The organism is Oscillatoria sp. CS-180, from assembly GCF_028330965.1.
Lineage (GTDB): Bacteria > Cyanobacteriota > Cyanobacteriia > Phormidesmidales > Phormidesmidaceae > Halomicronema.
This window is the reverse complement of the sequence record NZ_JAQMUB010000100.1, coordinates 1-22,789: the sequence shown is the minus strand read 5'-3', so window position 1 is coordinate 22,789 and position 22,789 is coordinate 1. Positions and strand designations below refer to the sequence as shown.

Annotated in this window: 21 protein-coding genes; 9 read left to right on the top strand and 12 right to left on the bottom strand. The window is 49.4% G+C overall.

Features of this window, described 5'->3' with window-relative positions; translation table 11 throughout:
* Positions 1-9 precede the first annotated feature (9 nt).
* From PN498_RS27125 to PN498_RS27115, 3 genes are all read right to left on the bottom strand, one after another.
* A complete protein-coding gene (locus tag PN498_RS27125) occupies positions 10-2,856 on the bottom strand; it encodes a hypothetical protein (protein WP_272066592.1) in 2,847 nt (948 codons plus the stop codon).
* Positions 2,857-2,879: 23 nt separating this feature from the next.
* Positions 2,880-3,296 carry a hypothetical protein gene (locus PN498_RS27120; protein ID WP_272066591.1) on the bottom strand — a complete coding sequence of 139 codons (417 nt, stop codon included), beginning with the start codon at positions 3,294-3,296 and terminating at the stop codon, positions 2,880-2,882.
* Positions 3,297-3,368: 72 nt separating this feature from the next.
* Positions 3,369-4,040, bottom strand: coding sequence for a hypothetical protein (locus tag PN498_RS27115; RefSeq protein ID WP_272066590.1), 672 nt, complete (start codon positions 4,038-4,040; stop codon positions 3,369-3,371).
* Positions 4,041-4,309: 269 nt separating this feature from the next.
* Between PN498_RS27115 and PN498_RS27110 the strand changes: the two genes are divergently transcribed.
* The gene (locus PN498_RS27110) at positions 4,310-5,176 is read left to right on the top strand and encodes a winged helix-turn-helix domain-containing protein (RefSeq protein WP_272066589.1); all 867 of its coding nucleotides are present in this window, start codon (positions 4,310-4,312) and stop codon (positions 5,174-5,176) included.
* Here the strand turns inward: PN498_RS27110 and lepB are convergent.
* Entirely contained in the window at positions 5,109-5,684 is a 576-nt protein-coding gene (gene lepB, locus PN498_RS27105) for a signal peptidase I (RefSeq protein ID WP_272066588.1), read from the bottom strand. The genes PN498_RS27110 and lepB overlap by 68 nt on opposite strands.
* Positions 5,685-5,694: 10 nt before the next feature.
* Positions 5,695-5,979, bottom strand: coding sequence for a hypothetical protein (locus PN498_RS27100; RefSeq protein ID WP_272066587.1), 285 nt, complete (start codon positions 5,977-5,979; stop codon positions 5,695-5,697).
* Positions 5,980-6,124: 145 nt separating this feature from the next.
* Between PN498_RS27100 and PN498_RS27095 the strand changes: the two genes are divergently transcribed.
* Together PN498_RS27095 and PN498_RS27090 are read left to right on the top strand one after the other, a co-directional pair.
* Positions 6,125-6,364, top strand: a complete 240-nt coding sequence (locus PN498_RS27095; protein WP_272066586.1) for a hypothetical protein — start codon at positions 6,125-6,127, stop codon at positions 6,362-6,364.
* A 285-nt stretch (positions 6,365-6,649) separates the two neighbouring features.
* Positions 6,650-7,024: a helix-turn-helix domain-containing protein gene (locus PN498_RS27090; protein ID WP_272066585.1), complete on the top strand. Its 375-nt coding sequence runs from the start codon at positions 6,650-6,652 to the stop codon at positions 7,022-7,024.
* A gap of 51 nt (positions 7,025-7,075) precedes the next feature.
* Here the strand turns inward: PN498_RS27090 and PN498_RS27085 are convergent, their stop codons facing one another.
* The gene (locus PN498_RS27085; protein WP_272066584.1) at positions 7,076-7,336 is read right to left on the bottom strand and encodes a hypothetical protein; all 261 of its coding nucleotides are present in this window, start codon (positions 7,334-7,336) and stop codon (positions 7,076-7,078) included.
* Between the two features lie 153 nt (positions 7,337-7,489).
* Positions 7,490-8,002 carry a helix-turn-helix domain-containing protein gene (locus PN498_RS27080; protein ID WP_272066583.1) on the bottom strand — a complete coding sequence of 171 codons (513 nt, stop codon included), beginning with the start codon at positions 8,000-8,002 and terminating at the stop codon, positions 7,490-7,492.
* Positions 8,003-8,392: 390 nt separating this feature from the next.
* On the opposite strand from PN498_RS27080, the gene PN498_RS27075 reads away from it, so the two are divergent.
* Positions 8,393-10,000: a hypothetical protein gene (locus PN498_RS27075; RefSeq protein WP_272066582.1), complete on the top strand. Its 1,608-nt coding sequence runs from the start codon at positions 8,393-8,395 to the stop codon at positions 9,998-10,000.
* Positions 10,001-10,025: 25 nt separating this feature from the next.
* Here the strand turns inward: PN498_RS27075 and PN498_RS27070 are convergent, their stop codons facing one another.
* On the bottom strand, positions 10,026-11,477 hold the full coding sequence (locus PN498_RS27070) for a hypothetical protein (RefSeq protein ID WP_272066581.1): 1,452 nt from the start codon (positions 11,475-11,477) through the stop codon (positions 10,026-10,028).
* Between the two features lie 1,003 nt (positions 11,478-12,480).
* On the opposite strand from PN498_RS27070, the gene PN498_RS27065 reads away from it, so the two are divergent.
* Positions 12,481-13,587 (top strand): hypothetical protein, encoded by a 1,107-nt coding sequence (locus tag PN498_RS27065; protein ID WP_272066580.1) that lies wholly within the window; start codon positions 12,481-12,483, stop codon positions 13,585-13,587.
* Here the strand turns inward: PN498_RS27065 and PN498_RS27060 are convergent.
* Positions 13,575-14,789 carry a relaxase/mobilization nuclease domain-containing protein gene (locus PN498_RS27060; protein WP_272066579.1) on the bottom strand — a complete coding sequence of 405 codons (1,215 nt, stop codon included), beginning with the start codon at positions 14,787-14,789 and terminating at the stop codon, positions 13,575-13,577. The two genes, PN498_RS27065 and PN498_RS27060, sit on opposite strands and share 13 nt — an antisense overlap.
* A 2-nt stretch (positions 14,790-14,791) precedes the next feature.
* A complete protein-coding gene (locus tag PN498_RS27055; protein WP_272066578.1) occupies positions 14,792-15,394 on the bottom strand; it encodes a hypothetical protein in 603 nt (200 codons plus the stop codon).
* A gap of 172 nt (positions 15,395-15,566) precedes the next feature.
* Here PN498_RS27055 and PN498_RS27050 point away from each other — a divergent pair, with 172 nt between their 5' ends.
* On the top strand, positions 15,567-15,710 hold the full coding sequence (locus tag PN498_RS27050; protein ID WP_272066577.1) for a hypothetical protein: 144 nt from the start codon (positions 15,567-15,569) through the stop codon (positions 15,708-15,710).
* An 828-nt stretch (positions 15,711-16,538) separates the two neighbouring features.
* Here the strand turns inward: PN498_RS27050 and PN498_RS27045 are convergent.
* Positions 16,539-16,787 carry a hypothetical protein gene (locus tag PN498_RS27045; protein WP_272066576.1) on the bottom strand — a complete coding sequence of 83 codons (249 nt, stop codon included), beginning with the start codon at positions 16,785-16,787 and terminating at the stop codon, positions 16,539-16,541.
* 141 nt (positions 16,788-16,928) lie between these two features.
* On the opposite strand from PN498_RS27045, the gene PN498_RS27040 reads away from it, so the two are divergent.
* Together PN498_RS27040 and PN498_RS27035 are read left to right on the top strand one after the other, a co-directional pair.
* Entirely contained in the window at positions 16,929-17,714 is a 786-nt protein-coding gene (locus PN498_RS27040) for an ATP-binding protein (protein WP_272066575.1), read from the top strand.
* Positions 17,711-18,535, top strand: a complete 825-nt coding sequence (locus PN498_RS27035) for a hypothetical protein (protein ID WP_272066574.1) — start codon at positions 17,711-17,713, stop codon at positions 18,533-18,535. The genes PN498_RS27040 and PN498_RS27035 overlap by 4 nt, the downstream gene beginning before the upstream one ends.
* Positions 18,536-18,771: 236 nt before the next feature.
* Here the strand turns inward: PN498_RS27035 and PN498_RS27030 are convergent, their stop codons facing one another.
* Positions 18,772-19,314 (bottom strand): hypothetical protein, encoded by a 543-nt coding sequence (locus PN498_RS27030; protein ID WP_272066573.1) that lies wholly within the window; start codon positions 19,312-19,314, stop codon positions 18,772-18,774.
* Between the two features lie 507 nt (positions 19,315-19,821).
* On the opposite strand from PN498_RS27030, the gene PN498_RS27025 reads away from it, so the two are divergent.
* Complete coding sequence (locus PN498_RS27025) at positions 19,822-22,686, top strand: DEAD/DEAH box helicase (protein ID WP_272066572.1); 2,865 nt, start codon at positions 19,822-19,824, stop codon at positions 22,684-22,686.
* Positions 22,687-22,789: the final 103 nt, after the last annotated feature.

Genomic DNA, 22,789 nt, shown 5'->3' with positions numbered 1-22,789 from the left:
TGACTTCTCCTATGCGCTGACTTTGATGCCTTCTACCACTGGGCTTGCAGCACGTATTGGGTCATATTCCTGCTGATATCTCTCGACCAACCCTTGCAGCCCAGAACCGTTTTGAATCGCCTGAACATAATCCTCGGCAAATTCGTAGGCCGCCCTAAGTTTGTCGCCCTGCCTGTGCCCCAGCTTCAATGTCCGCACATATTGCTCATCCGGGTTATTGGCGACGATCGCAATCTGCACGGAACCGGGATAGTAACGGGCATAGATGCTGTGTCCGTCGATATCCACTAGCCAGTTGGAATACAAGCCCGAACGTTTGGGATAAAAGGCTTCTGAGGCGTTTCTCGCGATAATCGTGCGCTCATAGTTGAGCAATTTCACAAATGAATCGACCGCCACCGACTGAATCCGCCCGATCAGCTTGATGCTCATGTTCTGCATCACTTTCGCGCCGGATACAGAATTCATAATCGTGTCTGGGTCTTGAGCAGAAAGGATGACTCGAATACCGGCCTTCGCACCGTTGGCGCAGAGCCGCCCAATGAGCTGAGAAATAACGGGATACTCAAACAGAATGGGGGACTCGTCGATAAAGAAGATACTCTTTGGGGACGCGAGTGCCCGACGTAGAGCCGCAGAGTAAGCCGACAAGGAAAGAATCGCCGCCTCATTCTCATTGCTCAAGTTGCGGAGCGCAAAGACCAGAAGCTGAGCATCGGTCGGGAACGAACTCGGTCGCGCGATCGCCCGTCCGATTCGAGAATTCAACCAATATTCCAACTGCAAGATAATGTGGCCGAGTGCAGACTCGATATCGGCACTGGCCTTGTTCTCAACGTCTAAAACTTGAGGCGTACAGAACCGGATAAAGTCATGGAGCGTTGGCGTGTTATTCCAGGCGGGAAACCCATATCCCACCCGCTCTGCCGCCTGATATCGAGCCTGGATGTCCGGGTCTTTGAAATAGATGGTCAAGGCCCGCCCCAGGAGGCTGCGGATGGTTTGCTCTAACAGTAACTGCCCATCAGTGCTAGGCAACACCATCGTCACCAGAGCCGACTCTAGAAATGCCTTGTAGTCCTGAAAACGCTCTTGTCGCTCTTCACTCGAAAGCCCCGAAAGGTTGGGCATTTCCATAAGGTTGTTGCTTTCTCTACCGATATCGAAATAAGCGGCATTGGGCTCCAAAAACTTGGCGTAGTCGGTAAAGGTGGAGGTGCCATCCGGCTTGGGATAGTCCAGGCACACGATGGGATAGCCGTGCGCCAGAAACATCGACATCATCCCGGAAATCGCTACTGATTTACCGGAACGGGTGGTGCCGAAACAGGCAATGTTTCGATGCTCATTAATAAAGTCCAGACGAATCGGACTGCCACCCTCGTCCGCAATCAGTTCAAATCCCTGGCTGCTAAGCTGCCGGGTCATCGTCAGCGGCATGAGCCCTGGAGCTTCATTCGATAGATAGGTCGCCTGTCGGTTATAGGGCGACCCCAGCAACTTCTCCCAGGCCAGCAAGGGATGGCATTGCAACCAATATTGCCAAGCGAGTTCCTTCTCACGCACCACCTTCGCCGGTTGGATGAAGCACTCCGACAATTGACGGCAAGCCTCATCCAGCTTGACGCGGGACTGACGATGCACCAGAAAGACGGTCGCCACCTTGACCGGAATCGCTCCCTCGATAATCTGAGCAGCGGCCTCTACTGATTTTTGGGTGCGGATGGAAGCGGACACATCGATCGACCGATGATCTGCCGCACTGAGAGCCGCATTATTGCTCTGCTTAATCAACCGCTGCATCTGCGTTTTAACCAACGCCGCATTCGCCGTTGTGACCTGGCAAATGATTTCGGTATCAATGACATGAGGCCGACAGAGCACATTCCACAGATAGCGGAGCTGCGATCGCATATCCGCAAATCCGGCAGGCTTACTGGTAGCCGTTAGGACGCCCACATAGCGGTCTTTAACCTTTACCCACGTCCGATCAGCTTCTGGAACACGGGACTCTCCCATCTCTCCCTGCACCAGCAAACTCTTGATGTCCAAGTCGGTGGTGATAGTTTCTGTGATCCGCCTACCATCGAAGACCATCGGGTTAGGAACATTAGGGGGCGCGGAGACATTGAAGACGCGATAAACGTTGCGCCAGAGATCAGCGATCGAGAGCGGCGCGACATCGAGCCCCATTTTTACATCGAGCAAAGACTCGTAGATGAGGTAGCGCTCGAATGCATTACGGAAAATCTCTTCGAAGCGGCTTTGCTCCAACGAATCGCCATTGCCTTTAAAGCGCTCCCAGGAACCCAACAGCTTCGCCAGTATTTTTTCGATCAGATCAGAGTCCACATCGGTCGGATCATCGCCACCAATCGTCACGCTGCAATAGATATTGAGTTGTTTGACTCGCCGTATCCCTGAGCGAGCCAATTCTTTGACTCGCTTCTTTTCGCTCATCATGATGAGCTTTAGCTCTGGAGAAGCAGCACCAGAAATCACCTGGTCTAGCTCTGTTTGCCGATCTGAGTCGTCCGCAAAACTGGACAGATGAAACGTCAACATACTGCCGGAAAACAGCTCTTTGAGGCCCGACTCCAGTTTCTCCAACGTCGGCAGCACCTGCTCAGATCGCAGGACATCATGAAGACCCTGACAGCTAAACCCGAAAACTAGGCGGTAAAGGCCCTTATGAGTCAGCAAAGCCGCTCCAACGTCGCGCCCCTTCATTTGAAAGCGAATGAAACCGCGAAGGGCACAGTAGTCTTCAAACGCCTGCACTGTATGGCTTTTCTGCTTCCCTTTAGTAAACAGAGAAACCTGGCGCTTTCCAAGTTTCGCGTCTTTTCGGCTCATAACTTTTTTCCAAAACAATGGAATCAGGCATTGATGCGCTTTTGTCGTGGGTTGCGGCGCGATCGCTTGTGCCGTCGTTGCTTACGGTCAGCTTTTTTGGCAGCCTTAGCGATTTTGTCGGGATCAAGCTTTAGCGGCGGTTCTAGCGGACTACTGTGAGGCAGGTGGCCGTATAACCAGAGGGGAGGGTGATGAAATTTCGACAGGAATCGACTCGCATCACTCCCTGTGACGATCCACCAGGTCGCAATCCCCCACCCGATACTCAGGATGGTAATGATCCAACTCAGACCCAGAATGCGATTGGCAACAACAATATTTGCCAAGGTGATCACCGACCAGGGAATAAGCTGGTCTGCCGGAATGGGACCAAAGCTAGGTTTCAGGTTTAAGGCTCCATTCACCTGGATGAATTCATCTGGATTCCGTGTCGCCATCATTGAACCTTCTGTAAAAACGAGGCTGTCAGGCTAGAAAGGCCAGTCCGACAGCTAGAATTACGCGGGCCTCTTTTAAGCACCCACCACCAGGGTCGTTAATACGTCTGCAACCACGACCGCCACCACGACGATCAAGGGGGCCTTGGCGAGCTGCTGCCAATCATCGTCATTTCTACTGGCGTTAATCACCCGAATCAAAGACACGCCAATGTATAGAAGGAATAATGCGCGGAGTACCCCAAACACGATGGGGATAGTTTCACCTGCCGCATCGCCAAACGTCGTCGTGAAGAATTCCTCTGCTCCGCCAAAAAACTGGGCGTAAGCATTGCCGTTCAGAGCACCCCATAACGTCCCACCGAATAAGAGCGCAGCGATCATCCGCATGTATTTGCGGTGGCCAATCTTGGCAAACATGCATTGAATCACCGGATTATTCTTTTTAGCGCGACCTACAATTAGCTTCACAGCAGCTAGCAGGCCGACGCCAATCACCAACACAGGCGCGTTTGCCGCTAAATACACCGCTGCTGCTCCACCCATTGCACAATAAGGCAGCAGATGGCTCAACTTGTGCAAGAACTTATTGTCTCGCAGGCTTTGAATCCAGGCGGCCCTGAATATGGTCGTAGTCGCTGCCGTCGAAGCAGAATGATGCTGATTGCCACGGAGATCAGAAACCAAGCGATCAGAGAGCTGGCGCGCCAAGGCATGTTGTTCAGTCGTCAGAGTGATGTGAGTCATATCAATTACCTAAAAATTCTTGACTAGGCGGCTTGCCACTCCAAGCGGCTCACCCACGAGGAACAACATACTGGGCAGATATCTCTCAGTTGTCCCCACGCCCCTCTTTTTGGTAAAGAATCAAAGCCTTACTGCAAACAAACAACAATAAACAAGAAGTTGCGTAAAGATTATAAAGACAAGCTAAAAGAGGGATGGCGATAACACTCAGAATCTTGCATTTATGCAATCTTTAAAGGAACGCGAAAACAAATTTGGGCTTTATTTGTATGCGGATCCTTCTTATTGGTCAGGATGAAAAGCTGATCACGTCTTTGCAAGAAGTTTTTGAATTGTATAGAGCCGAAGTAAACTGTTGTTCTCCGGCTGATTCGGTCTCAACCATCGCTAGAGACAAGCCCGATATGGCATTGCTGGACACCGAAACTTGTTTGGCCCTACCGCCCTTCTTTTCGCAACTCGAAAGGCTGTACACGTGCCCCATTACAGCAGGGTATTATCCAATTCTGATTGGCCTTATTCCTCGTCAAATCGATGTCAAACATTCACGAATTTATCTTGACCTTGGCTTTGACTTGGTTTTCCAGAAACCGGTTGACTGCGATTTTTTCTTCTCGCAAGTCAACGCTTTGGATCGGCGAATTGGCATTGGCAAAAATACTTTAATATCACCACATTTATTACTCAATACAGCAACCCAAGATTGTCATCTCAAAAACACTAATGGCACACTTCTTGGCCATTTCCGAGTCAGTCCCGTTCAGTTTTCTATTTTGAAATTATTGATTCAGTCCCCGCGCGGGATTTGGAGTCGCACAACACTGATGCGGCGGATTGCTAGAGAAAACTCAACTGAAATCAGCGATCGGGCGATCGACAAAGCCATGTACAAGATCCGGAAAATTATTGCAGAGTGCCTGACGACATTGAGCGCGCAGCAGTGCCAATGGCAAATCGCAGCAGGCTACAAGCACCCGTTCATCCACACTCAGGATGGAGGCGGGTACTATTTTTTCGATGCCCTACATCTGCCCAGTGAGCTGGCCCTTAGTTGGGGCAGCCCACCAATTAATGAACGTCCGTATGAAGGCGGCTGGGAAATGTCAGCAATGTACTCCACGAAAAAGTGTGGCTGACCCGACCCTGAATCTGCGCTTCCGCGATCACCCCCAGGAACCGCGAGTCGTAGGATTCATCACGATTATCGCCCAGCACAAAATAATGCTCAGCAGGCACGTGTATTTCAGCATAGTCTTTGGTTGCAAGGGTGACATAGTCTTCTTTGACAGCATCTCCATTCACAACGAGTTGACCAGCCTCAATCGCAACCGTATCCCCCGGAATGGCTACGACTCGCTTGATGAACTTTACGGGTTCGCGATCGCCCAGACCATTGCGAAAATTTGAGTCAAACTGCACAATTTCACCCCGTTGAGGTGTCCCGCCCCTGGCGTAGTGAAGCTTATTTACGAATACCCGATCCCCAACATTAATCGTTGGCTCCATTGAGGCGGTGGGCACTACGTCAATGGGAAAAAGCGATCGCAGCGTGAGAAATAACAATATTCCGGGACCACCGATCCAGAGCGTGTCGAACCAGCTATCTCGAATGATGGCTCTGCCTTTACATGAAGAGAGTTGCATGGCTCTAGTCCTAAATTAGCGACACAAAATTCTGAACTCTCTGCTCCAATGTCAGAATCGCCAGTTCCAAAGTGGTCAGTGATTGAAGCTGAGCTGCATTGAGAGAGCGCTCTGACAAGACCTGGCAGATCTCAATTAGCTCTGAGGCATTTGCCTGCAATTCTTGAATCAGAGCGGGGGCAGAATCATCCGGGGGAGGCTGCAATGTCCCTAAACCAATATCCTCGAAAGCTTTGCATAGAACGACCTCAAGCTGGTCAAGCTGTAAGTCGCCCGAGTGTTGACTAGAGCACATACATCCTCCTTTTAAGGATCTTTCCAGCAACGTATCAGGCAGATATCTCTCAGATATCTCCCTCATCTTTTTTGATATTTGGGGGATATCCCATGAGGTCACCGACGAAATCAGCGATGATAGAGAAAAATTCTAGGTTGCCCTGATGTCAATTTTTGAGCGCGTCAGGCGTTTAATCGAAATCGGTTGCGCGATCGCGTTTGGTTGCCTGGGCCTGCTGGCTCTGAAGGGAGGTATCGACGGCATTCAGTTTGCCGCAGGCTTTACGCTGCTAACTGTAACTTTTGCCGCACCGCTCAAGTCATGGACAAACACTTTGCACAGCTTTGGCGGAATGCTGCGCTGGTTGCTCATGACGATTGGGTGTTTCACGGTTTCAGTTTGACCCAGAGCCCAGCGCAAACATCAAGCCCAAGCAACCCGATCAGGCATTCAGAAAAACAGAGCTTGCGGACTACTGCTATCGAATTATACAATCCTTTTACTTGCTTCACTGTGTATCTAAATCGGAAATCCCTACAAAAAACTTACAGGTAAAAGCTTTCGGCTTATGACTATTTCATAGGGTACTCGTAATAATAAAGACACTATATTTTTTTATTTCCTCCCTGGAAGGATCCGGATATTTTTGGCAAATTCCAAATAAAATTAACATTTAGGTGTTTCCATCATGCCTGCAGAATTAGGTCTTCATGACGCGCTGAACGAAACTTTTTCGGAGTTCCGCATTAACCGAAAAGATATTGCTGAAGAAAGCGGCGTTTCTGAAAGTATGATTTCCCGTTATCTAGACGGAAAGAATGATATGGGAAGCAAGAAGTTTCAAAAAATAATTGACTGTTTGCCAATGGATGCCAGAAGCTTCTTCTATTCACTTTTAGATTCTGGAGAAGATCATGTGTTGCCTATAGCTTTGTCAAATCGCAGTCAGCTTCTCCAAAGTCTTAAAACCTATCTGAGGGAGTGCTCACAGAGCGAGTACCTTGAAGTATTCGGGGTCATGATTGATGCACGTCAGCAAGGCCATAAAAGCCAGGATGCTTGAGCACCGGAAACAAGCAGACATTCCAATGAGCAGCGGTTGAACGGCAAATGGTCAAGATTTGGTTTGACGCTGCACTAGATCGCCCAGGATGCCAGTCACATCGCTGCGAGGATAGACGGTCAGCTCTCCACCCTGACCTTGCCCTCCAACCACCATCGTCATAGGAATTTGAGCCAGCATTCTAGCCATTAAAAGGTCTTGGTCACGCTGTGAAAGCTTCCAAAACTCATCCCAAACGTATCGTGCGGGATCTGATAAAGAGGCTCTAACTGAACTTTCACTCAGCCTTTGCTGGTCAGAACCATTGCTCATGCGTTTGGCCTCGTTTAGAGGTTACAAATTTGAAAGATGCTGATCTTATAGCAAGTATATCAATGCTGCACATACAACTGTACCCACCATAAATTGATAGCATTTGCTATCGAAAGCATTGACAAAATGGCGATACCAACTAAACAGAGATATCTAATCGCTTTCGCCTAAAAGTCTGGCATTTTGTACCGAGGCTCTATGAATGACGGCAAGCAACTCAAGTTGTTCCTCACGATTACATTGCGAGCAGTAACTGGCAACGAGGGCATGAAATGAGCGCTTCAGTGTGATTGGATCAGCAGATCGAACATTTGAATCTTCAGCCCAATCAACTATTCTTTTACTAAGCAACATATCTCCTTTGATTAGCACTTCTAGAAAATATGCATATTGCTCTGCATCTAGGGCATCCAGAATCAACTGAAGTGTAGTTAGGTTGATACTTCTCTTATTGTTCTTAAATTCAGAAAGGGTAGGCGATGGAACGCCCGACCCTCTGGAAAACTCTCGGGCGTTGGGGATACAGTCTTCAATTGTAATTTGCAGAGCAGCCTGAACGGTAGTGCGCGGCTTGGTAGGAGAGGCGTCTCCACTCTCCGGGTTACTCATTTCGGCGACATCCGGTATGGGGGCGGTTTCTATAACATACAGACTTTTTTCACTCAATCAATAACTGTTCCATATTTCAGAAAGTTTGCATACTTTCAAGAATCGCACCTCCAGGCCACATAAATCTCTGATCTCTTTAAAGGCGATCAGCGCTATCCTGTTCACTAAAGATTAACGGTTGCAAATTTGCAGGTAGTGCGCTGGGAGGTAGTTATGCCCAAGAACGCTTAAAAGCCTCCAGTGCTGTAACACTGAAGGCTTCAAAGAAGATCTAGAAGTGATAGGTTCGCCGCCTCTTACTTCCGGAACACAAGCTGAGTTGATCGCTCAAAGCTTAGTTGCTGTTATGGTAGCAGCTATGCTGATTTTGCGACACAGTTTTTTGCAGGATTGCAGCGATCACCTCAAAGTCCATTCCCTTCATCTATAGACTTTGAGATTGGAAATATGTCTCGCTTAAGCAGCGAGGATACCCCGCTCTTGCCCAAATCTGGAGACGGGCAGCGGTTCCTCCATATGTTTGGAAATTATCTGTGGGAAGCATTGGAGTCTCCTAACATTTCCCCGGCTCGTTGGCGCACGCTGAACTACGAGTTGCGCCCGCGATCGCTATGGCGCGACTGGTTAGACCCTCACAAGCTAGTTGGCGTCCGATTTGGCCATACGACTCAATACGCACTGATTGACCTCGACAAATTAGGGCGCTACTGCAACGCTGATGCCGTCACAGAAATCACCTTTGCGCTAGAAACGATCGGCATTACTCGAACCCTGCCTATCCGCTCCAGCTTTAGCGGCGGGCTTCATCTCTATATTCCCTTGGCTGAAGAGGTGCCCACCTTTGACCTGGCCTGCGTTATCGAACAATGCTTGATTGCCCAAGGATTCGAGATTGAGAAGGGCCACCTCGAAATTTTCCCAAACACCAAAACCTACGGCGTCGATAAGTTCATTGAGTACAACGGCCATCGGCTCCCTCTCCAACCGCAGTCTGGCTCCTGCCTGCTTGACGATGACCTCAATCCAATCGGCGATCGCCTCTCCGACTTTTTCACAACCTGGGATTGGGCCACACAGGGGCAAGATATGGAGATGCTGCGGGCAGCACTGCCACACGGAAGAGAGGCGCGGAAGCAGGCATCTCGAAGGCGAAAACTTTCGCGGGAAGCGACCGCATGGAAAGCAGATCTTGACGATGAGATCGCCCAAGGCTGGACCGGGCCAGGACAGACTAACCAATTAATTAAGGCGATCGCGGAGCGGGGGCACGTTTTTGAGGGCCTAAGTGGGTCAGACCTGGTGAATTACATCGTTGATGTTGCTACCCGTGCTCCCGGCTACTACGAGTATTGCGGCCATCAGCACGAAATCCACAAACGCGCTAGAGAGTGGTCTCGTTCAGTCCCTAAGCTCTACTGGCCCTACGGCACCAGGGAGAAACCCACACCACCCCCAGGGGGCAACAACACCGTTAAAGCCGAAAACGCCCGTTGTCGCATCGCTGAGGCAATCCAGCAGATCAAAGACAGCGAACCCTTCACCACGATTCGCAATCTTGCTTACCGCATTGCTGAGCTTGCAGGCAGCAGCTTAAAGACGGTTTACAAGAATGCAGATCTCTGGCACCCGGATAAAGCGCCTGTAACAGAAGAGCAGACAACAGATTTAAGTCCCCGCGAAAGCGATCCCGATCCACAAAACCCTGATGAACAGGCAGTGTTACACACCAAGAGGGGGGACATGAAGTGTTGTTCTCAAAATGAGGTGGGCTCGGAAGAAAAAAATATTCAATCCAGGGGGGCGCGGGGGGATTTTGACGGTTTTCCACAGCTTGAACTGGCACCGTCTAGCCTCAGCCCACCTCCTGATATCCCATTTGACGAGTGCTATTCACTCACCCAAAGAAAAATTCAGCAGCTTAAGTGGCGAATCGAGGATTTGCGTGAGTTTTTGCAGCCTCGCTTCGAGGGGCGATCTTCTTTGCGCGAACTGAACGATCACGAACTCGTCAAGTTGCTCTACTTCTTGCAAATTCATGAGGGAGTCTGCGCTTAACTCGAAAGATGTTCGCGGGCGGTCATTAAAGCGGCTCCAGGTTTTGCTCATTGACGTTCTCGCGATAGAGCCACTGCTCGGCCTCTCGAATCAAGATCGGATCTCCCGATTGCAGATACTCCATCATCTTTTCTCGGTAACTCTGGCGATCTTGTCGCGCTCTGGACTGCCGGTAAGCCTCTTTTTGCGATCGCGCCTGACGTTTTTGCTGCGCTTGTCGTGTTTTAAGGTCTAAAAAGACCTTTCGCCAGCTTCCCAGTGCATCTTCATTACGCACCTCCGATGCCGCAGCAGCCTCCTCAAGGTGGGTCAAACCCTTGTCCGGCAAAGGATTACGAGCATCGTCAGGTAATAAGCTTGTAGGGTGAGCAGCGTTGGCTGGCGCAGCCGTTGCCAACGCTGCCGCCCCATTTAAAGGTTGGGGGGTCTGGGGGGTTTTCCACAGGTCTGGGTGCCAGAGGGGTTTGTACTTATAGAGTGTGCTCCCGCCAATGCCATACCCCAAAAGTTTTTGGAAACGTGCCGTTGTAGTTTGAGGGAGGTTGCCAGTGTTGTACAAATCCAACATCGCCGCCTGGATTTTGCTTTGTGCCGTTTGCGATCGCTGTTCATTCCAAGTCGTTTCGACCGCTGCGCTATCCTTAACATCTTGCTTGGACTTATATTTGCCGCGTGGGGTGCCGTAGGGAAAATATTGACTGTTCTCAACACATCTAGCCCATTCAGCGGCTCGCTGATGAATTTCATGTTGATGCCCACACCACTCTCGATACCCCGGCAAAGATTGAGCGGTGGAAACAATCGCTTCAATCAGGGCATCCCCGCTTAGGGGCAGGCCACCATGAATGATGTGATGAAACACGTAAGCCCGCATCGTAATGCGGCCTAGCAGACGATTCGTTTGCCCTTTCCCCGTCCAGCCCACCTCAACTTCAGCGTTGAGATCATTGAGAAATTTATCGGCTCGTTGCGATACCCGATGACGATGGCGACGCTGCTGCTGAAGTAGCTGGTCGATAGTCTCTGAGTCAATCGAGTTGCGTTGCTGGCACCACTGCCACTGACGGACAAACGTTTCTGGATGACTGCTAATGGGCTCTAACTGATCATTAAGTAAATAGGAACCCGCTTGCAGGGGCAACCGATGGGCGTTGAAGAGATTCGGTGTGCCATCAACCACATAAAGCTTAGGGTTAGGAAACACTTCTAGCTGACCGGGTTGGCACTTGAAACCCTGATTTTCCAGCAGGGTTGTGACCACTGCTGAAAGCTGCCAAGAGTTCTGAGAAGTCTCAAATGGGAAGTAGAGGTGCAGCCCTTGCGAATAGCTGGACGTGCAGGCTACATAGCTAACAAGACCCAGAGGTTCCAAGGCGTCCGCGATTCGCTCGATGGCTAACGGATCTTGTTTAGGATGATACGCACTTCTAATATCGATATCTAGCAGGCAGTACTGAGTCTCTGTGCCAAAACGCACTCCGTAAAGGTAAGCCCCTTGTTGAATCAGGCGATCGCTGAGAGGATAACGGCTCTCTGTTTGCCATTGAGGGCGATCTCCAGGGTCAGGATGAGGTGCATAAATAAAATCATAGCGATGCGGAAATAGAGCAAGAAAGGTTTCTTTCTCCTCTACATAAGCGAAAGAGGTAGTGCCCGTTGCTAAGATGGCACACCTCCTAAACCGTTGTTGTAAGCAGGCTCAAGCTGCTCTAGTAAATCAAGCCTGGAGTTGCTAGTATGAATAGACACGATAAAATTGTCCACATTTGTGGACTGTGTAATTAAGTAAAGGCCCTACGCGAACTTTGGACGGTGAGCTGGGGTCTTTGCTTTTGGACTTTCGTAAGCCGTTTGCCTTGAGCAATCGCAGTAAAAACCACCCTGATTGCTCAAGATAGCTTTTGAACCATAGGCATCAGTTCATCTGTTTTGATAGGCAGAGGTTAGCACTGGAGTACAAGGGATTCAACCGCTTAAAATTCTTAATACGGCAAAGTGATAGGCAAGGAATACGGTAAAATGATAGGCAATTCCTGACGCTAAATTGATAGGCACCGACTCACTGCATACGGCAAAATGATAGGCAATTCCTGACGCTAAATTGATAGGCACCGACTCACCGCATACGGCAAAATGATAGGCAATTCCTGACGCTAAATTGATAGGAGACTGGCTAAGACCTCTTTCCAGAGACAAACGAGCTGTTCGGAGTATTCACTGCATACGGCAAAATGATAGGCAATTCCTGAGGCTAAATTGATAGGCACCGACTCACTGCATACGGCAAAATGATAGGCAATTCCTGACGCTAAATTGATAGGCACCGACTCACCGCATACGGCAAAATGATAGGCAATTCCTGACGCTAAATTGATAGGAGACTGACTAAAAAACGTACGCTAAATTGATAGGGCTTTTCTATTTTGAAAGAACGCCTTTATTATGAGGCTCATTAACCGAAGCTGTGGAAAGCATTTGTTATGGGCAACTCAAGCGCGCAACTTGATTTATTCGCAGTTGATAGTCAGCTTGTTCGGCTCTTGCCTCGTGCAGGCGCTTCCTTTCGTAATCCTGATGTTAACCTGCCCATTCTCCGTGCAGATGCAGGCGGTTATTATTTAGAGATGAGGGTCGATGCGGATCCAGAAGAGATAAGTGAGGTTGGGCTAACGCGTCGGATCCCCTTGGAAGATCTTTCTAGAGAAGCATGGCAAGAACTTAAGAAGCAGTATGACAATATCGACCTAGAAGCTTACTTAAGCAAAGGCATTAAAGGCTTAGAAAAAATTGAGGATATGCGGGTTCGGCGGTTAACAGCAACACTGCTTACCTTTCTAAATCCGCGACAGGTGGAACTGGTTCTTTATCTTTATAGAGCGGCCTCGGTTTGTGAGACTGGGCCTGTAGCTAAATTTCGCTCGAACGATCTGTTAGAAGTTATGGGCTACAGCCGCACTAAAGATGGTGGCTTTCATGCAAACATCAGATCTCAGCTTCATTGCGATCTAATGGCATTACATAGAACTGAGCTGGTTTATGCTGAAGAAACTGAGACCGCTAATGGCGTCGTAGCTGAGGTCACTATCAAAAATATTCTGCGTATTCAAAAATTTAAAGTTGACAATGTGCAGCGTGATTTTGATACAGACAAAGCAGCTGACTATACCTACGGGTCAGCAGACGAATACGTGGTGAATTTGGAATTCTTTCAAACACCAACACCAGATGGTGGTGATTACGTGCTTTTTGGCAATATTGACATGCAACAGCGAGTTGGAGGTAGCGCCAACCATAACTATGGGACGAAGCTATTAATATATTTAGCTAGTCGACTAAAGTGGGATTCTCCAAAAGATGGTCAATATCTAACCATATCGAGACGCCATTTATTTAAAAATTTGGATTTGTTTGGGAGTAATACATCCCGAAATAGCGCTATCTTCTGGCGAACGGTCGAAGAGCTAAAAGAAAAAGGGTTTTTGCTGAATGCTTGTGAAGTACCAGGGAAGAGAAAGAACAGTGTGCTGGTTGAATTTCAGCTTAATACTGACAAAATTCGAATTAGTGGAGATAGTCACAAGATATGAAATTGCTGACCTTTAAACCGCAACTGCTGACGCTCTTGCTTTTCCTGAGCTTCGACTTGGGCTAGGCGATATTGCTCAACCTGCTGCTGCCAAAGCTCTATCTGGGTTTGAACAGTTTGCTGAGAGTAGTCCAGTTCCTCACGTTGCCCAAATTCTTCTCTCACTGCCTGAGCCGTGTCGCCCTGCCGAACAATTTCTATGGTCTCTTGTTCGGAATACCCTGCGGTGATCGCCCCGATCGCAACTGCGCGATCGCGTCTTGGCCCTGGTTCACTGATAGCTGACTGGGCGTACTGTTCATACAGCTCTCGTAGCGTTCGTTGGTACTCCTCGTAGTCTGCCAGCTTTTGCTGACACTTAGCAGGACTGGCATTCGCCACCTGCTGCAAGGTGCTGTCTTGAGCCGTGTCGTAATAAATCGAACGATATTGCTGAAGACCCTCAAAGGAGTAGGCACGTCCTAATCGCCTTCCAGCAAAGGCAGAGTCATCGACTCCAAAGCTGATCCCTGTGTAGCGATCGCCCGTGAGCCGGAGGCGTATTTCGATATCCTGGGCCTTCAGCCTTGTGACCAGCAGCGCCATTGTGGGCTTATCTGCTGTGGCTGCGTCGATTGTTGCCCAGAGTTTTTCTTTGGGCAGGACTTCACCCGTGCGCTCCTTCCGTCTGGCCTCGCCGGTGGTGAGATTTCTCTGCTCAGCGACTGGCCTTGCAGGACAGGCCACCAAGCCAAACTGTCGCTCTAGAGATCGTTCCACCTGTCGGAGCCGCAGATGACTGAAACTGTCATTAACCCATTCATTGGTGGTGTTGACCGTGGCTGTAACGATATGCCAATGCTGCACCCCGCGTTTATGCTCCTGGTCATGATGCTGCACCGCGAAGTAGGAACAGCGTTCATGACCCATCTCCATGAGTAGTTGCCGCGATACCGTACCCATCTGCTGAGGAGTCAGCCGCTCTCCAGGTGTCAGACTAACTGAGTAGTGAGCCACAATTTTCTGGACGGGTTTACGCCTTGAAGCCTCAGCGCTCCATTCCAGTTCTCGCGCTAGTTCCTCTACGGTTTGACCCAACATATTAGAAGCCAGAACTGCATCTTCTTCAGTCGAGGACTGCTGTGATCGCGGCTGCTTCTCAGGGTTGAGTACATAGGCACAGAGGCCATAAGCATCACTGCCTTTAGTCACCTTGACGAGCATCGCTAAAGAAACCCTTCCTGTTCCTTTTGGGCTAACCGATTTCCTCCTACAGCATCATGGAGCTGCCGCAGGATTTCAGGAATGTCCATGTATTGCTCCATAACAGCTTGCCGCTGCATAGCTTTCATGGCCTCGCGTAAAGTAGATAGTTGATTGACCAGTTTGTCGGGCACCTGGCCTTTAGAATCTTTGGCGATATCAATGACGACCGATAACGCTTCATTCAAAGTCATCCCCAACGCATAAAACTGACGACAAGTTGTGTCATCGCTGCCAATATCATCTAGCGCCAACGCTTTTAGATAAGCCGAGATCTGATTCCCGCAGCGACCGCTGATCAGCCCCAATTCTTCAGGGGTAAAGCTTACGGTTACTCGTGGGTTTCTTTTACCTGTCAGAGCCACCTTAGTCACCTCAAAAGCTTGTAAAAAAGACAAAACGCGACCTACCCATCGGGGGCGATCGCGCAAACCAGGGAAGTGCTGATGAGTCGAAGGAGCGTTTTGAAGTTGCAGATAGTTTTCTTCTAGCCGATCTGCTCTGACTTGGCTACTCGTTTCACAGACCTTCTTAAACAGCAACAGTTTGTATCCGAAACGCGACATTTTTTTACGAGAAAAAAGGGATTGGAGATATCTGAGGGATATCTGCCCGATACGATGCCAACCAAAGCCAACAGCGATCGCATTGTACTGATGGTTTTGAAGCGTTGTTAGTTGCAGATGGCGCAGACCAGAAACCGCGATCGCTGTTGGGTCACTCTCACGGAGAAACGGTATGCAAGCACAAACAACGATTCAACCGGCCAGTTACTACCGTCAGCATCCTGGTGGTCAAAGCGATCGCGATCATCGCCGAGTGAAGAACGACCACGATCGACAACTGCCACATCTTGCCATCGCGGAAATTGCAATGGAATAGTCAGCTCACTGAGCAGGGGAAACGTCAGGACGCCGCGCAGGTCACTGGTGAGGAGCGCAGTTAGGAGAAACAGCAGAGATTTTGTCAGCTTCAGGTCAGGTCAGCAGGTAGGTGAGGTGTCATGTTTCGCAGCAGCCCCATCGTCAGGTTTATGAGCAGTCCTGTGGTAAGGAAATTTGCCAGGTCAAATAGAAATTGTGCTGGCAGGGAGAAGAGCAGGTTGACTGCCAGGTAATCCAGCAGTTCAGGAGGAAGAGATATCGTCAGGCCGTTTTCCAGGCAGTGAGTGAGGAGACGGGGCCGGTGAATAATCAGAAGAAAAGTCAGATTTTGGGCGAGGCATATTGTCAGGTTCTAAGGCATCACAGTGGTGAAGATATCTGTCAGGAAAATTAGCAGCAAGTGCGTCAGGTCTCGATACATGCGTTTATTCAGAACCACTGACAGATAGATTCATCAGGTCTGCCGTGAGGTCTTTTGTCAGGGCAACTGACAGGCTGATTGTGAAACAGGAAGGTAGGGATATTCGCAGGTATTCATCCAGGTGTAGAAGCAGGTTAGTAGTCAGCAATTTATGCAGGCTGAGGGTTAGCTCATGAGTGATGTTGATTTACGCAGACTATTTAGTGAGAAGGCTGACAGCCTACCTGAAGATGCAGAACTGGAGATTTCGGCGATAGAGGCTGTTAGGCAGTGTCTTCCAGCCATCCGTAAGGCCAAAAAAAAGAAAATGTCTTGGGAGACTATCGCCACAATCGTCAGGGATATTGTGCAGGAGTCACTTGGGGTAGAACTTCGCCTCACTGGAAATACAGTTCGTTATTACTACTACCAACTCACCCGAAAAAAGACGCGATCAGACTCTACCGCTGCACCTTTCAAGCTGAAATCTCGCTCTACCTCCACGTCTTCCCGAACATCTAATGTTCCGGCTACAGCTCCGGCCCAGACTGTACCGTCTGTAGCCCCAGCCGTAACACCAGCACCTATCCCAGCGCCAGAACCTGTGGCGCGATCGCCCGCCGTAGGGCCGAACTCAGAGCCCGTGATCGCGCCTGTTACTGATAAACCATCCACACCAGCTTCCTCTGAAACCCAGCAGGCAGCATCGACTGAAGACCTTCACCCCAATCGCTTTCGTGACCGTTTTAAGAAGGTTACGAATCCCAAAACGACGACGGGATATGAAAACTGTAAAACTCTTTGAGGATTCAACTCATGGCCAACCCAACCCAACAAAAACATGCCGTTATGCTGGTCCCTGGCAAGGGCGGGACGGGTAAGACTTTATTCGCCCGGTTGCTTTACTACGCCCTGGTCGAGGCCGGAGTCAAGGTAATTGGGTTCGACTCAGATACCGAAAACCCAGAGCTGGCTAACTATCACGCCCAGCAAAAATATCAGGTCTACACGGGCAATCTTCTGGAAATTGAAGGCTCTCACAAGCTGCTGGAAATGCTGGAGAAGAAGAAGCCCGATGTGGCCCTGATTGATATGCCAGCGGCCAGCGGGCACCAGACCCGCGATCGCATGGAACACTTTAACCTGCTGGACCTGAGTGAAGATAAGGAGATGCCGTATCGCTTCACCTTTGTCTGTGTTTTAGATATTGGTGCCCCCTCAGTTCACTCCTTTCAAGATGTCATGGCCTTCTGCGGCGATCGCGCTGACTATGTGGCTGTCCGGAATCAGTTTTGGGAAGACGGCAGCAGTTCAGATGAGAGTAGTTTTGCGATTTGGGAGCAATCGGAAGCTTATAAGTTGTTTGAGTCGCTGAAGGGCATCGAGATTGCCATGCCTGCTTTAGATCGACTCACTTTTCAGCAGATGCATCCCAGCACTAATTTCTTTGATGTCGCCAAGTTGACAGTTGGGCATCGGCTCATCACTCAGTCGTTCCTGCGGCGAGGGGTAGCTGAGTTGGACTATGCGGCTTCCTATCTAGGGCTACCAAAGCCCCAGGCTGAGGGGCAACCCATTGCCAGAGCAACGGAGGCAGCATGAGCAACGATGCTATGAATGGTGCCGACCGGAAGGCTCCCGGTCGGGGCACCTCACAAAGAGTACTCTCGCCGCCAGAAGACTCGCTTACACGTGCCATTGGGGATGTGGGACAGACCGTTGATCGGCTGCAAATTAGTGTGGAACGGCAAATTCGAGAACTCACGGAGTATGTCAATCAATGCGAGAGGAATCACCAAACGGACATGGCGCACTGGCGGACGGTGACGGAGGAGCTGGCCCAACTCCTTCACTTCAAGACCCAAGCGACCCAAGAGGTGAGCGGCAGCTACATGCAACTCACCGAACACTTGGCGAAATTCAACAACTACTTAATGATGTCCGAGATGACATTGAGCAGGGTCGAGCAGCCTTTGCTCAATTTCTTGAAAGCAGCGCCGAACTTAAGCGATGGTTCGACGCCAAAATCATCGATGAGTCCGTGGAAAACACAGGAAGTCTTACAAGCGATCGCGGAGGTCAAAACAGCCAACCAGCAGATGCAGGAAGGCGTGAAGCAAACCTTACGCCAGATGCAGAAGGGCATGATCGCTCCCGGCCAGTCAAAAAAAGAAACTTCGATCTGGACTGACCTCGCCAACTGGAAAGCTGCCCTGTTCTGGTTTGGTATGGGCTCAGTATTCGTCGCTGGAATGATGTATGTCGTGTTTCGTGGCAGTGGTTTTCAGCAGGCAATGAGGGTCATGCAGTTGCAGGGTGGGATGGTTGATGCCCGTTTGGAACGAATTGAGATTTGGTTGGGCATCAAAGGAGTTGATGATGAAACCCCAGACTTTGAAGAAAGACTCATGCCTGAAGAATGAGCGGGGGCTGCATCACGGTATCGTGAACCTGCTCTGGATTGGCTGGACGGTGCTAGAACTACCACTGGTATTGCCATATCACTTGCTCTTGATTGTCTGCCCGCCCCAAACTGGAAAGCGAGGCAAGCATACGCCTGCTCAGGGAAGCTGATGTCTCCAGCGCTTCGCTTACTCCAGAATGGGGGGTCTGTTCCCAGCTACCCTAGTCGCGACAGTAGGGTAGAAGAACTGATAGATTACAGAGCCGCCAAGATTTCAGGACGATCGCTCAGGGCGTCTCGAATTTCGGCGTTGAGTAGGTGCCGCCCTTCCCCGTGAGCGTTACGCCAACGGATGTCGAAATGGGTGGCGATCGCTCGCAACTTCTGGGTCGTTTTGACATTGCTGTTGAGAATTGCCTGAACAGCATCGGGAATCGCTGCTTGGGCTGCTTCAGCATCGGTGGCGATCAGTTCGGTCACTGGTTCGGTCGTTGCAGCGACAGGTTCGGATGCTGCCTCTTTAGTCAGGCAGCGGTCAGGATAGGAGAGGAATCGCTCAACATCGGCTGCCCATTCCGCTTCGTAGTAAGCGCGAAACTTGCGGCCAGCGATAATCGTGTAGAGTCCGGCTGCATAAAGCGCCAGAGCCGTAACTTGAACAATGACGCGGGTGATAGTCCAAGCGTCACGGTAGACACGCTGGGCCTGCTGGGAGGTCAGCGTTTTGTAGGTGGCGATCGCAAATTCTGAAACGATTTGCCCTGCGATCTCGTAGGGCTTAGAAAGAGTTGTAAACATGGGTTTCTCCTCGTGAAGTGATGGAGTTGACGTAGCGAGGCAACCTCAGCAAACTTGGAACGAACACTTGAAACGAGGCCGAGGTTGCTACATCCTCATCGCGCTAGCGCATCGGAAGCTACTCATAAGAGAAAAAGGGCAACGGTGAGAGTGCCCTTGCCATTGATACCAAAATTGGCGTGATTAAACAGGAACCTCAATAACGTTGGACCCCACTATTACAGCCTTATACGTGCTGTCAGAGTTGTTAGGGAATAATTTAGGGTTTTTGATCGTGAATTGTTCCCTAACAATCTCGACTTTTCGTATTTGCTCGGTCGGTATGAGACGAACAGGGCACTCAGTGCTTGATTTCGGGTGGAGAACGCTACTTTCTCTTGCACTGTCAAGAAGTTGAGATAGGCTTATATTTCAGAAACACCCGTCTTTTGAGGCTGTCAAGTAGTTTGTTGATAGCGATTAAAATAAAGTCAGTTTTTTAAACCTCTTCAAGCAAGGTAAATATTAGTGGTTCTCAAAGCTGTATTTATCGGAATCAATAAGCATAGTGATCCCCGTGTTAATGAGCTTTCAGCCGCCACCAAGGACGCTATAGCGCTTTGGGCTTTATTTAAGGACTCGGTCCAGGGTATTTCAGATAAGAGGCTTCTGGATGATGAAGCAACAGCAAGAGGAATCCGTCAAGCTCTTGATGAGTCCCTTGGTGATGCTGGCAAAGAGGATACAGTTATCGTTTTCTTTGCAGGACATGGAACGCCGCGTCATCAACTCGTGCCTCATGATGTTGATCTTGACCAAATTGATCAGACAACAATTGATATGCAGGAGCTTACAGATCGGCTTAGAAGCACGAGAGCTCGAGCGACGGTTGTCATCCTTGATTGCTGTTTTAGCGGCGGAGCTCCTGCACGTGTCCTGGCAGAGGTTCCTGTTTCCAGAGGTGTAGTAAGCCACATTGAGGACCTTGGCGGAGCTGGACGTGTCGTTCTTGCAGCTGCTAGAGATGACCAGGAGGCACTGGAGCTTGGGCAGCATGGCCTCTTTACTGCTGCTATGCTTCGTGTGCTTCAAGAGAGTCCGAATTGGACTGATATTGGAGTCATGATGGATGAGGTTATCCGGCAGGTTCGTGCTGAAGCTTCCCGGACTGGCCACGAACAAATTCCTGTCTGGGCTGGAATGATTGAAGGTGGTATCGAGTTACCACCTCTTCAGAAGGGTCCTATCTATATGGGTGCATTCCCTGATACCACTGGTATTAGAATTGGTTCCTCTGTGTCTGATCTATCAGCTTTTCTTGTACCTGATTCAATTCTCAAGGCATGGCAAAACCGTTTTTCAGAGCTCAATAACTTACAGCTATCGGCGGTAAACGACTATCGTGTGATGGATGGCAAGTCGCTACTTGTTGTCGCACCTACGACCTCTGGCAAGACATTTATTGGAGAGCTTGCAGCCGCACGAGCAATCGCAGATCATCGCAAAGCCGTCTTTCTTTTTCCCTTCAAGGCCCTAACAAATGAAAAGTTTGAGGAGTTTGAGGAACTGTATGGCAAAGGACTTGGCTTGCGAGTAATTAGGTGTACAGGAGACTACGCGGATCAGACCGAGCCTTTTGCGAAAGGGCAATATGATATTGCTCTCCTTACGTACGAGATGTTCCTTGGATTGTCTGTTTCGATGCCAGAACTTCTCACAAAAATTGGTCTCGTTGTTCTAGACGAGGCTCAATTTGTTACTGACTCTACACGCGGTATTACAGTTGAGCTGCTGCTGACTAATCTGCTGACGGCTAGGGAAAGAGGAATTGAACCGCAAATTGTTGTTTTATCTGCAGTAATAGGTGACGTTAATCACTTTAACGAATGGCTTGGCTGCCAGACCTTAATAACGGACAAACGGCCAGTGCCTCTTGTAGAAGGTGTTATGGATCGAAGCGGAGTGTATCAGTTCATTGATGTTAATGGTCAAGAGCAATCTGAACAGATGCTACAACCCCTCGAAATTATCCAGAGGAAGGCTAAGCCTGGATCTCAAGATGTCATCGTTCCCCTTGTCAAAAAGCTCGTAGCAAAACAAGAGCAGATCCTGATATTCCGAAACAACCGAGGCGCTGCACGTGGTTGTGCAAGTTATCTTGCAAATGATCTAGGACTACAAGCGGCAAATACGGCGCGTGAAGCATTGCCTGGTCAAGACCTCTCCACAACTTCTCAAGCATTGCGTAGTGCACTCTCGGGTGGAACGGCTTTTCATACTAGCGATCTCTCTCGGGAAGAGCGTCTCGTTGTTGAGCAAACATTTCGCAGTCAGAAAGGAGGAATTTGTGTCATGGCGGCTACATCAACCGTGGCTGCAGGCATCAATACACCAGCCGAGACTGTCATAATTGTTGAAACCTCCTTTCCTGGTTCTAATCCAAAAGATTACTCTGTTGCAGAGTATAAAAATATGGCTGGTCGTGCAGGTAGGTTGGGCTTTTCAGAACAGGGTAAAAGTATTCTTGTAACTGATAACAGCACTCAACGAAAGCTGCTATTCAATAAATATGTCTGTGGTCAACCAGAACCTTTTCTTTCCTCTTTTAAACAACAGGAGATAGATACTTGGATTCTTCGTCTTCTTGCCCAAGTTAGAGAAGTTCCTAAAGATGATGTTGTCACTCTTTTATCTAACACTTACGCTGGCTACCTTGAAACACGCAATTCTCCGAGTTGGGAGCCACAAATGCGTACCCATCTTGGAGCACTGCTTAGTCGTATGATTGACCTTGGCCTAGTGGAAGAAGAGATGGGGGTAGTTCGCCTGTCTCTTCTAGGTCAGGCATGTGGTCGATCCAATCTCAAACTACAGTCAGCTATGCGATTGGTTGAAATTCTTCAAAACTGGCAAAAGGAAGCGCTGACTGCCAAGAAACTTTTAGCAATTATTCATGCATTGTCCGAATTCGATGATTCTTATACCCCTTTATTTAAAAGGGGCAAGAAAGAGTCTGTTTGGCCTAATTATGCAGCCCAAATTTATGGAAGTGAGGTTGTTCGTGCTCTCCGGTTTGGTGCTCGTGACACTATGGCTTACTATGCCCGCTGTAAGCGAGTTGCAGTATTACAGAAGTGGATAGGGGGATCGCCTATTAGCGAGATTGAAAATATCTTTACAATGAATCCTTATTGTAATGTTGGAGCCGGTGACATTCGATCTTTCGCAGACTTTGCTCGATTCCACCTCGTTGCAGCTTCTGAGATTGCTGAAATACTTCTGCTTGGCCAGGGACCTGATCCAGATGATGTGGAGAAGTTACTCATGCAGCTTGAAGTGGGTATTCCTGCTTCAGTACTAGTACCGCATGGCAGAAATGGCGTTACCCTTTAGAACCGTCTCTGAGATTCCGATGATGCCCCGTCTTTCTGCTCCAGCGATTACTTTGAGCGCGTCAGAACAGGATGAGCTAGAGTCCCTAGCGAAGCGCCCCAGC

Bases quoted from the DNA above. Each gene is read 5' to 3' on its own strand.
- PN498_RS27095 (WP_272066586.1), top strand. From the start codon at position 6,125: ATGTCAATTTTTGAGCGCGTCAGGCGTTTAATCGAAATCGGTTGCGCG.
- PN498_RS27085 (WP_272066584.1), bottom strand. From the start codon at position 7,336: ATGAGCAATGGTTCTGACCAGCAAAGGCTGAGTGAAAGTTCAGTTAGA.
- PN498_RS27050 (WP_272066577.1), top strand. From the start codon at position 15,567: ATGCAAGCACAAACAACGATTCAACCGGCCAGTTACTACCGTCAGCAT.
- PN498_RS27030 (WP_272066573.1), bottom strand. From the start codon at position 19,314: ATGTTTACAACTCTTTCTAAGCCCTACGAGATCGCAGGGCAAATCGTT.
- lepB (WP_272066588.1), bottom strand. From the start codon at position 5,684: ATGCAACTCTCTTCATGTAAAGGCAGAGCCATCATTCGAGATAGCTGG.
- PN498_RS27055 (WP_272066578.1), bottom strand. From the start codon at position 15,394: ATGTCGCGTTTCGGATACAAACTGTTGCTGTTTAAGAAGGTCTGTGAA.
- PN498_RS27065 (WP_272066580.1), top strand. From the start codon at position 12,481: ATGGGCAACTCAAGCGCGCAACTTGATTTATTCGCAGTTGATAGTCAG.
- PN498_RS27110 (WP_272066589.1), top strand. From the start codon at position 4,310: ATGCGGATCCTTCTTATTGGTCAGGATGAAAAGCTGATCACGTCTTTG.
- PN498_RS27035 (WP_272066574.1), top strand. From the start codon at position 17,711: ATGAGCAACGATGCTATGAATGGTGCCGACCGGAAGGCTCCCGGTCGG.
- PN498_RS27120 (WP_272066591.1), bottom strand. From the start codon at position 3,296: ATGATGGCGACACGGAATCCAGATGAATTCATCCAGGTGAATGGAGCC.
- PN498_RS27075 (WP_272066582.1), top strand. From the start codon at position 8,393: ATGTCTCGCTTAAGCAGCGAGGATACCCCGCTCTTGCCCAAATCTGGA.
- PN498_RS27040 (WP_272066575.1), top strand. From the start codon at position 16,929: ATGGCCAACCCAACCCAACAAAAACATGCCGTTATGCTGGTCCCTGGC.
- PN498_RS27100 (WP_272066587.1), bottom strand. From the start codon at position 5,979: ATGTGCTCTAGTCAACACTCGGGCGACTTACAGCTTGACCAGCTTGAG.
- PN498_RS27090 (WP_272066585.1), top strand. From the start codon at position 6,650: ATGCCTGCAGAATTAGGTCTTCATGACGCGCTGAACGAAACTTTTTCG.
- PN498_RS27125 (WP_272066592.1), bottom strand. From the start codon at position 2,856: ATGAGCCGAAAAGACGCGAAACTTGGAAAGCGCCAGGTTTCTCTGTTT.
- PN498_RS27115 (WP_272066590.1), bottom strand. From the start codon at position 4,040: ATGACTCACATCACTCTGACGACTGAACAACATGCCTTGGCGCGCCAG.
- PN498_RS27060 (WP_272066579.1), bottom strand. From the start codon at position 14,789: ATGCTCGTCAAGGTGACTAAAGGCAGTGATGCTTATGGCCTCTGTGCC.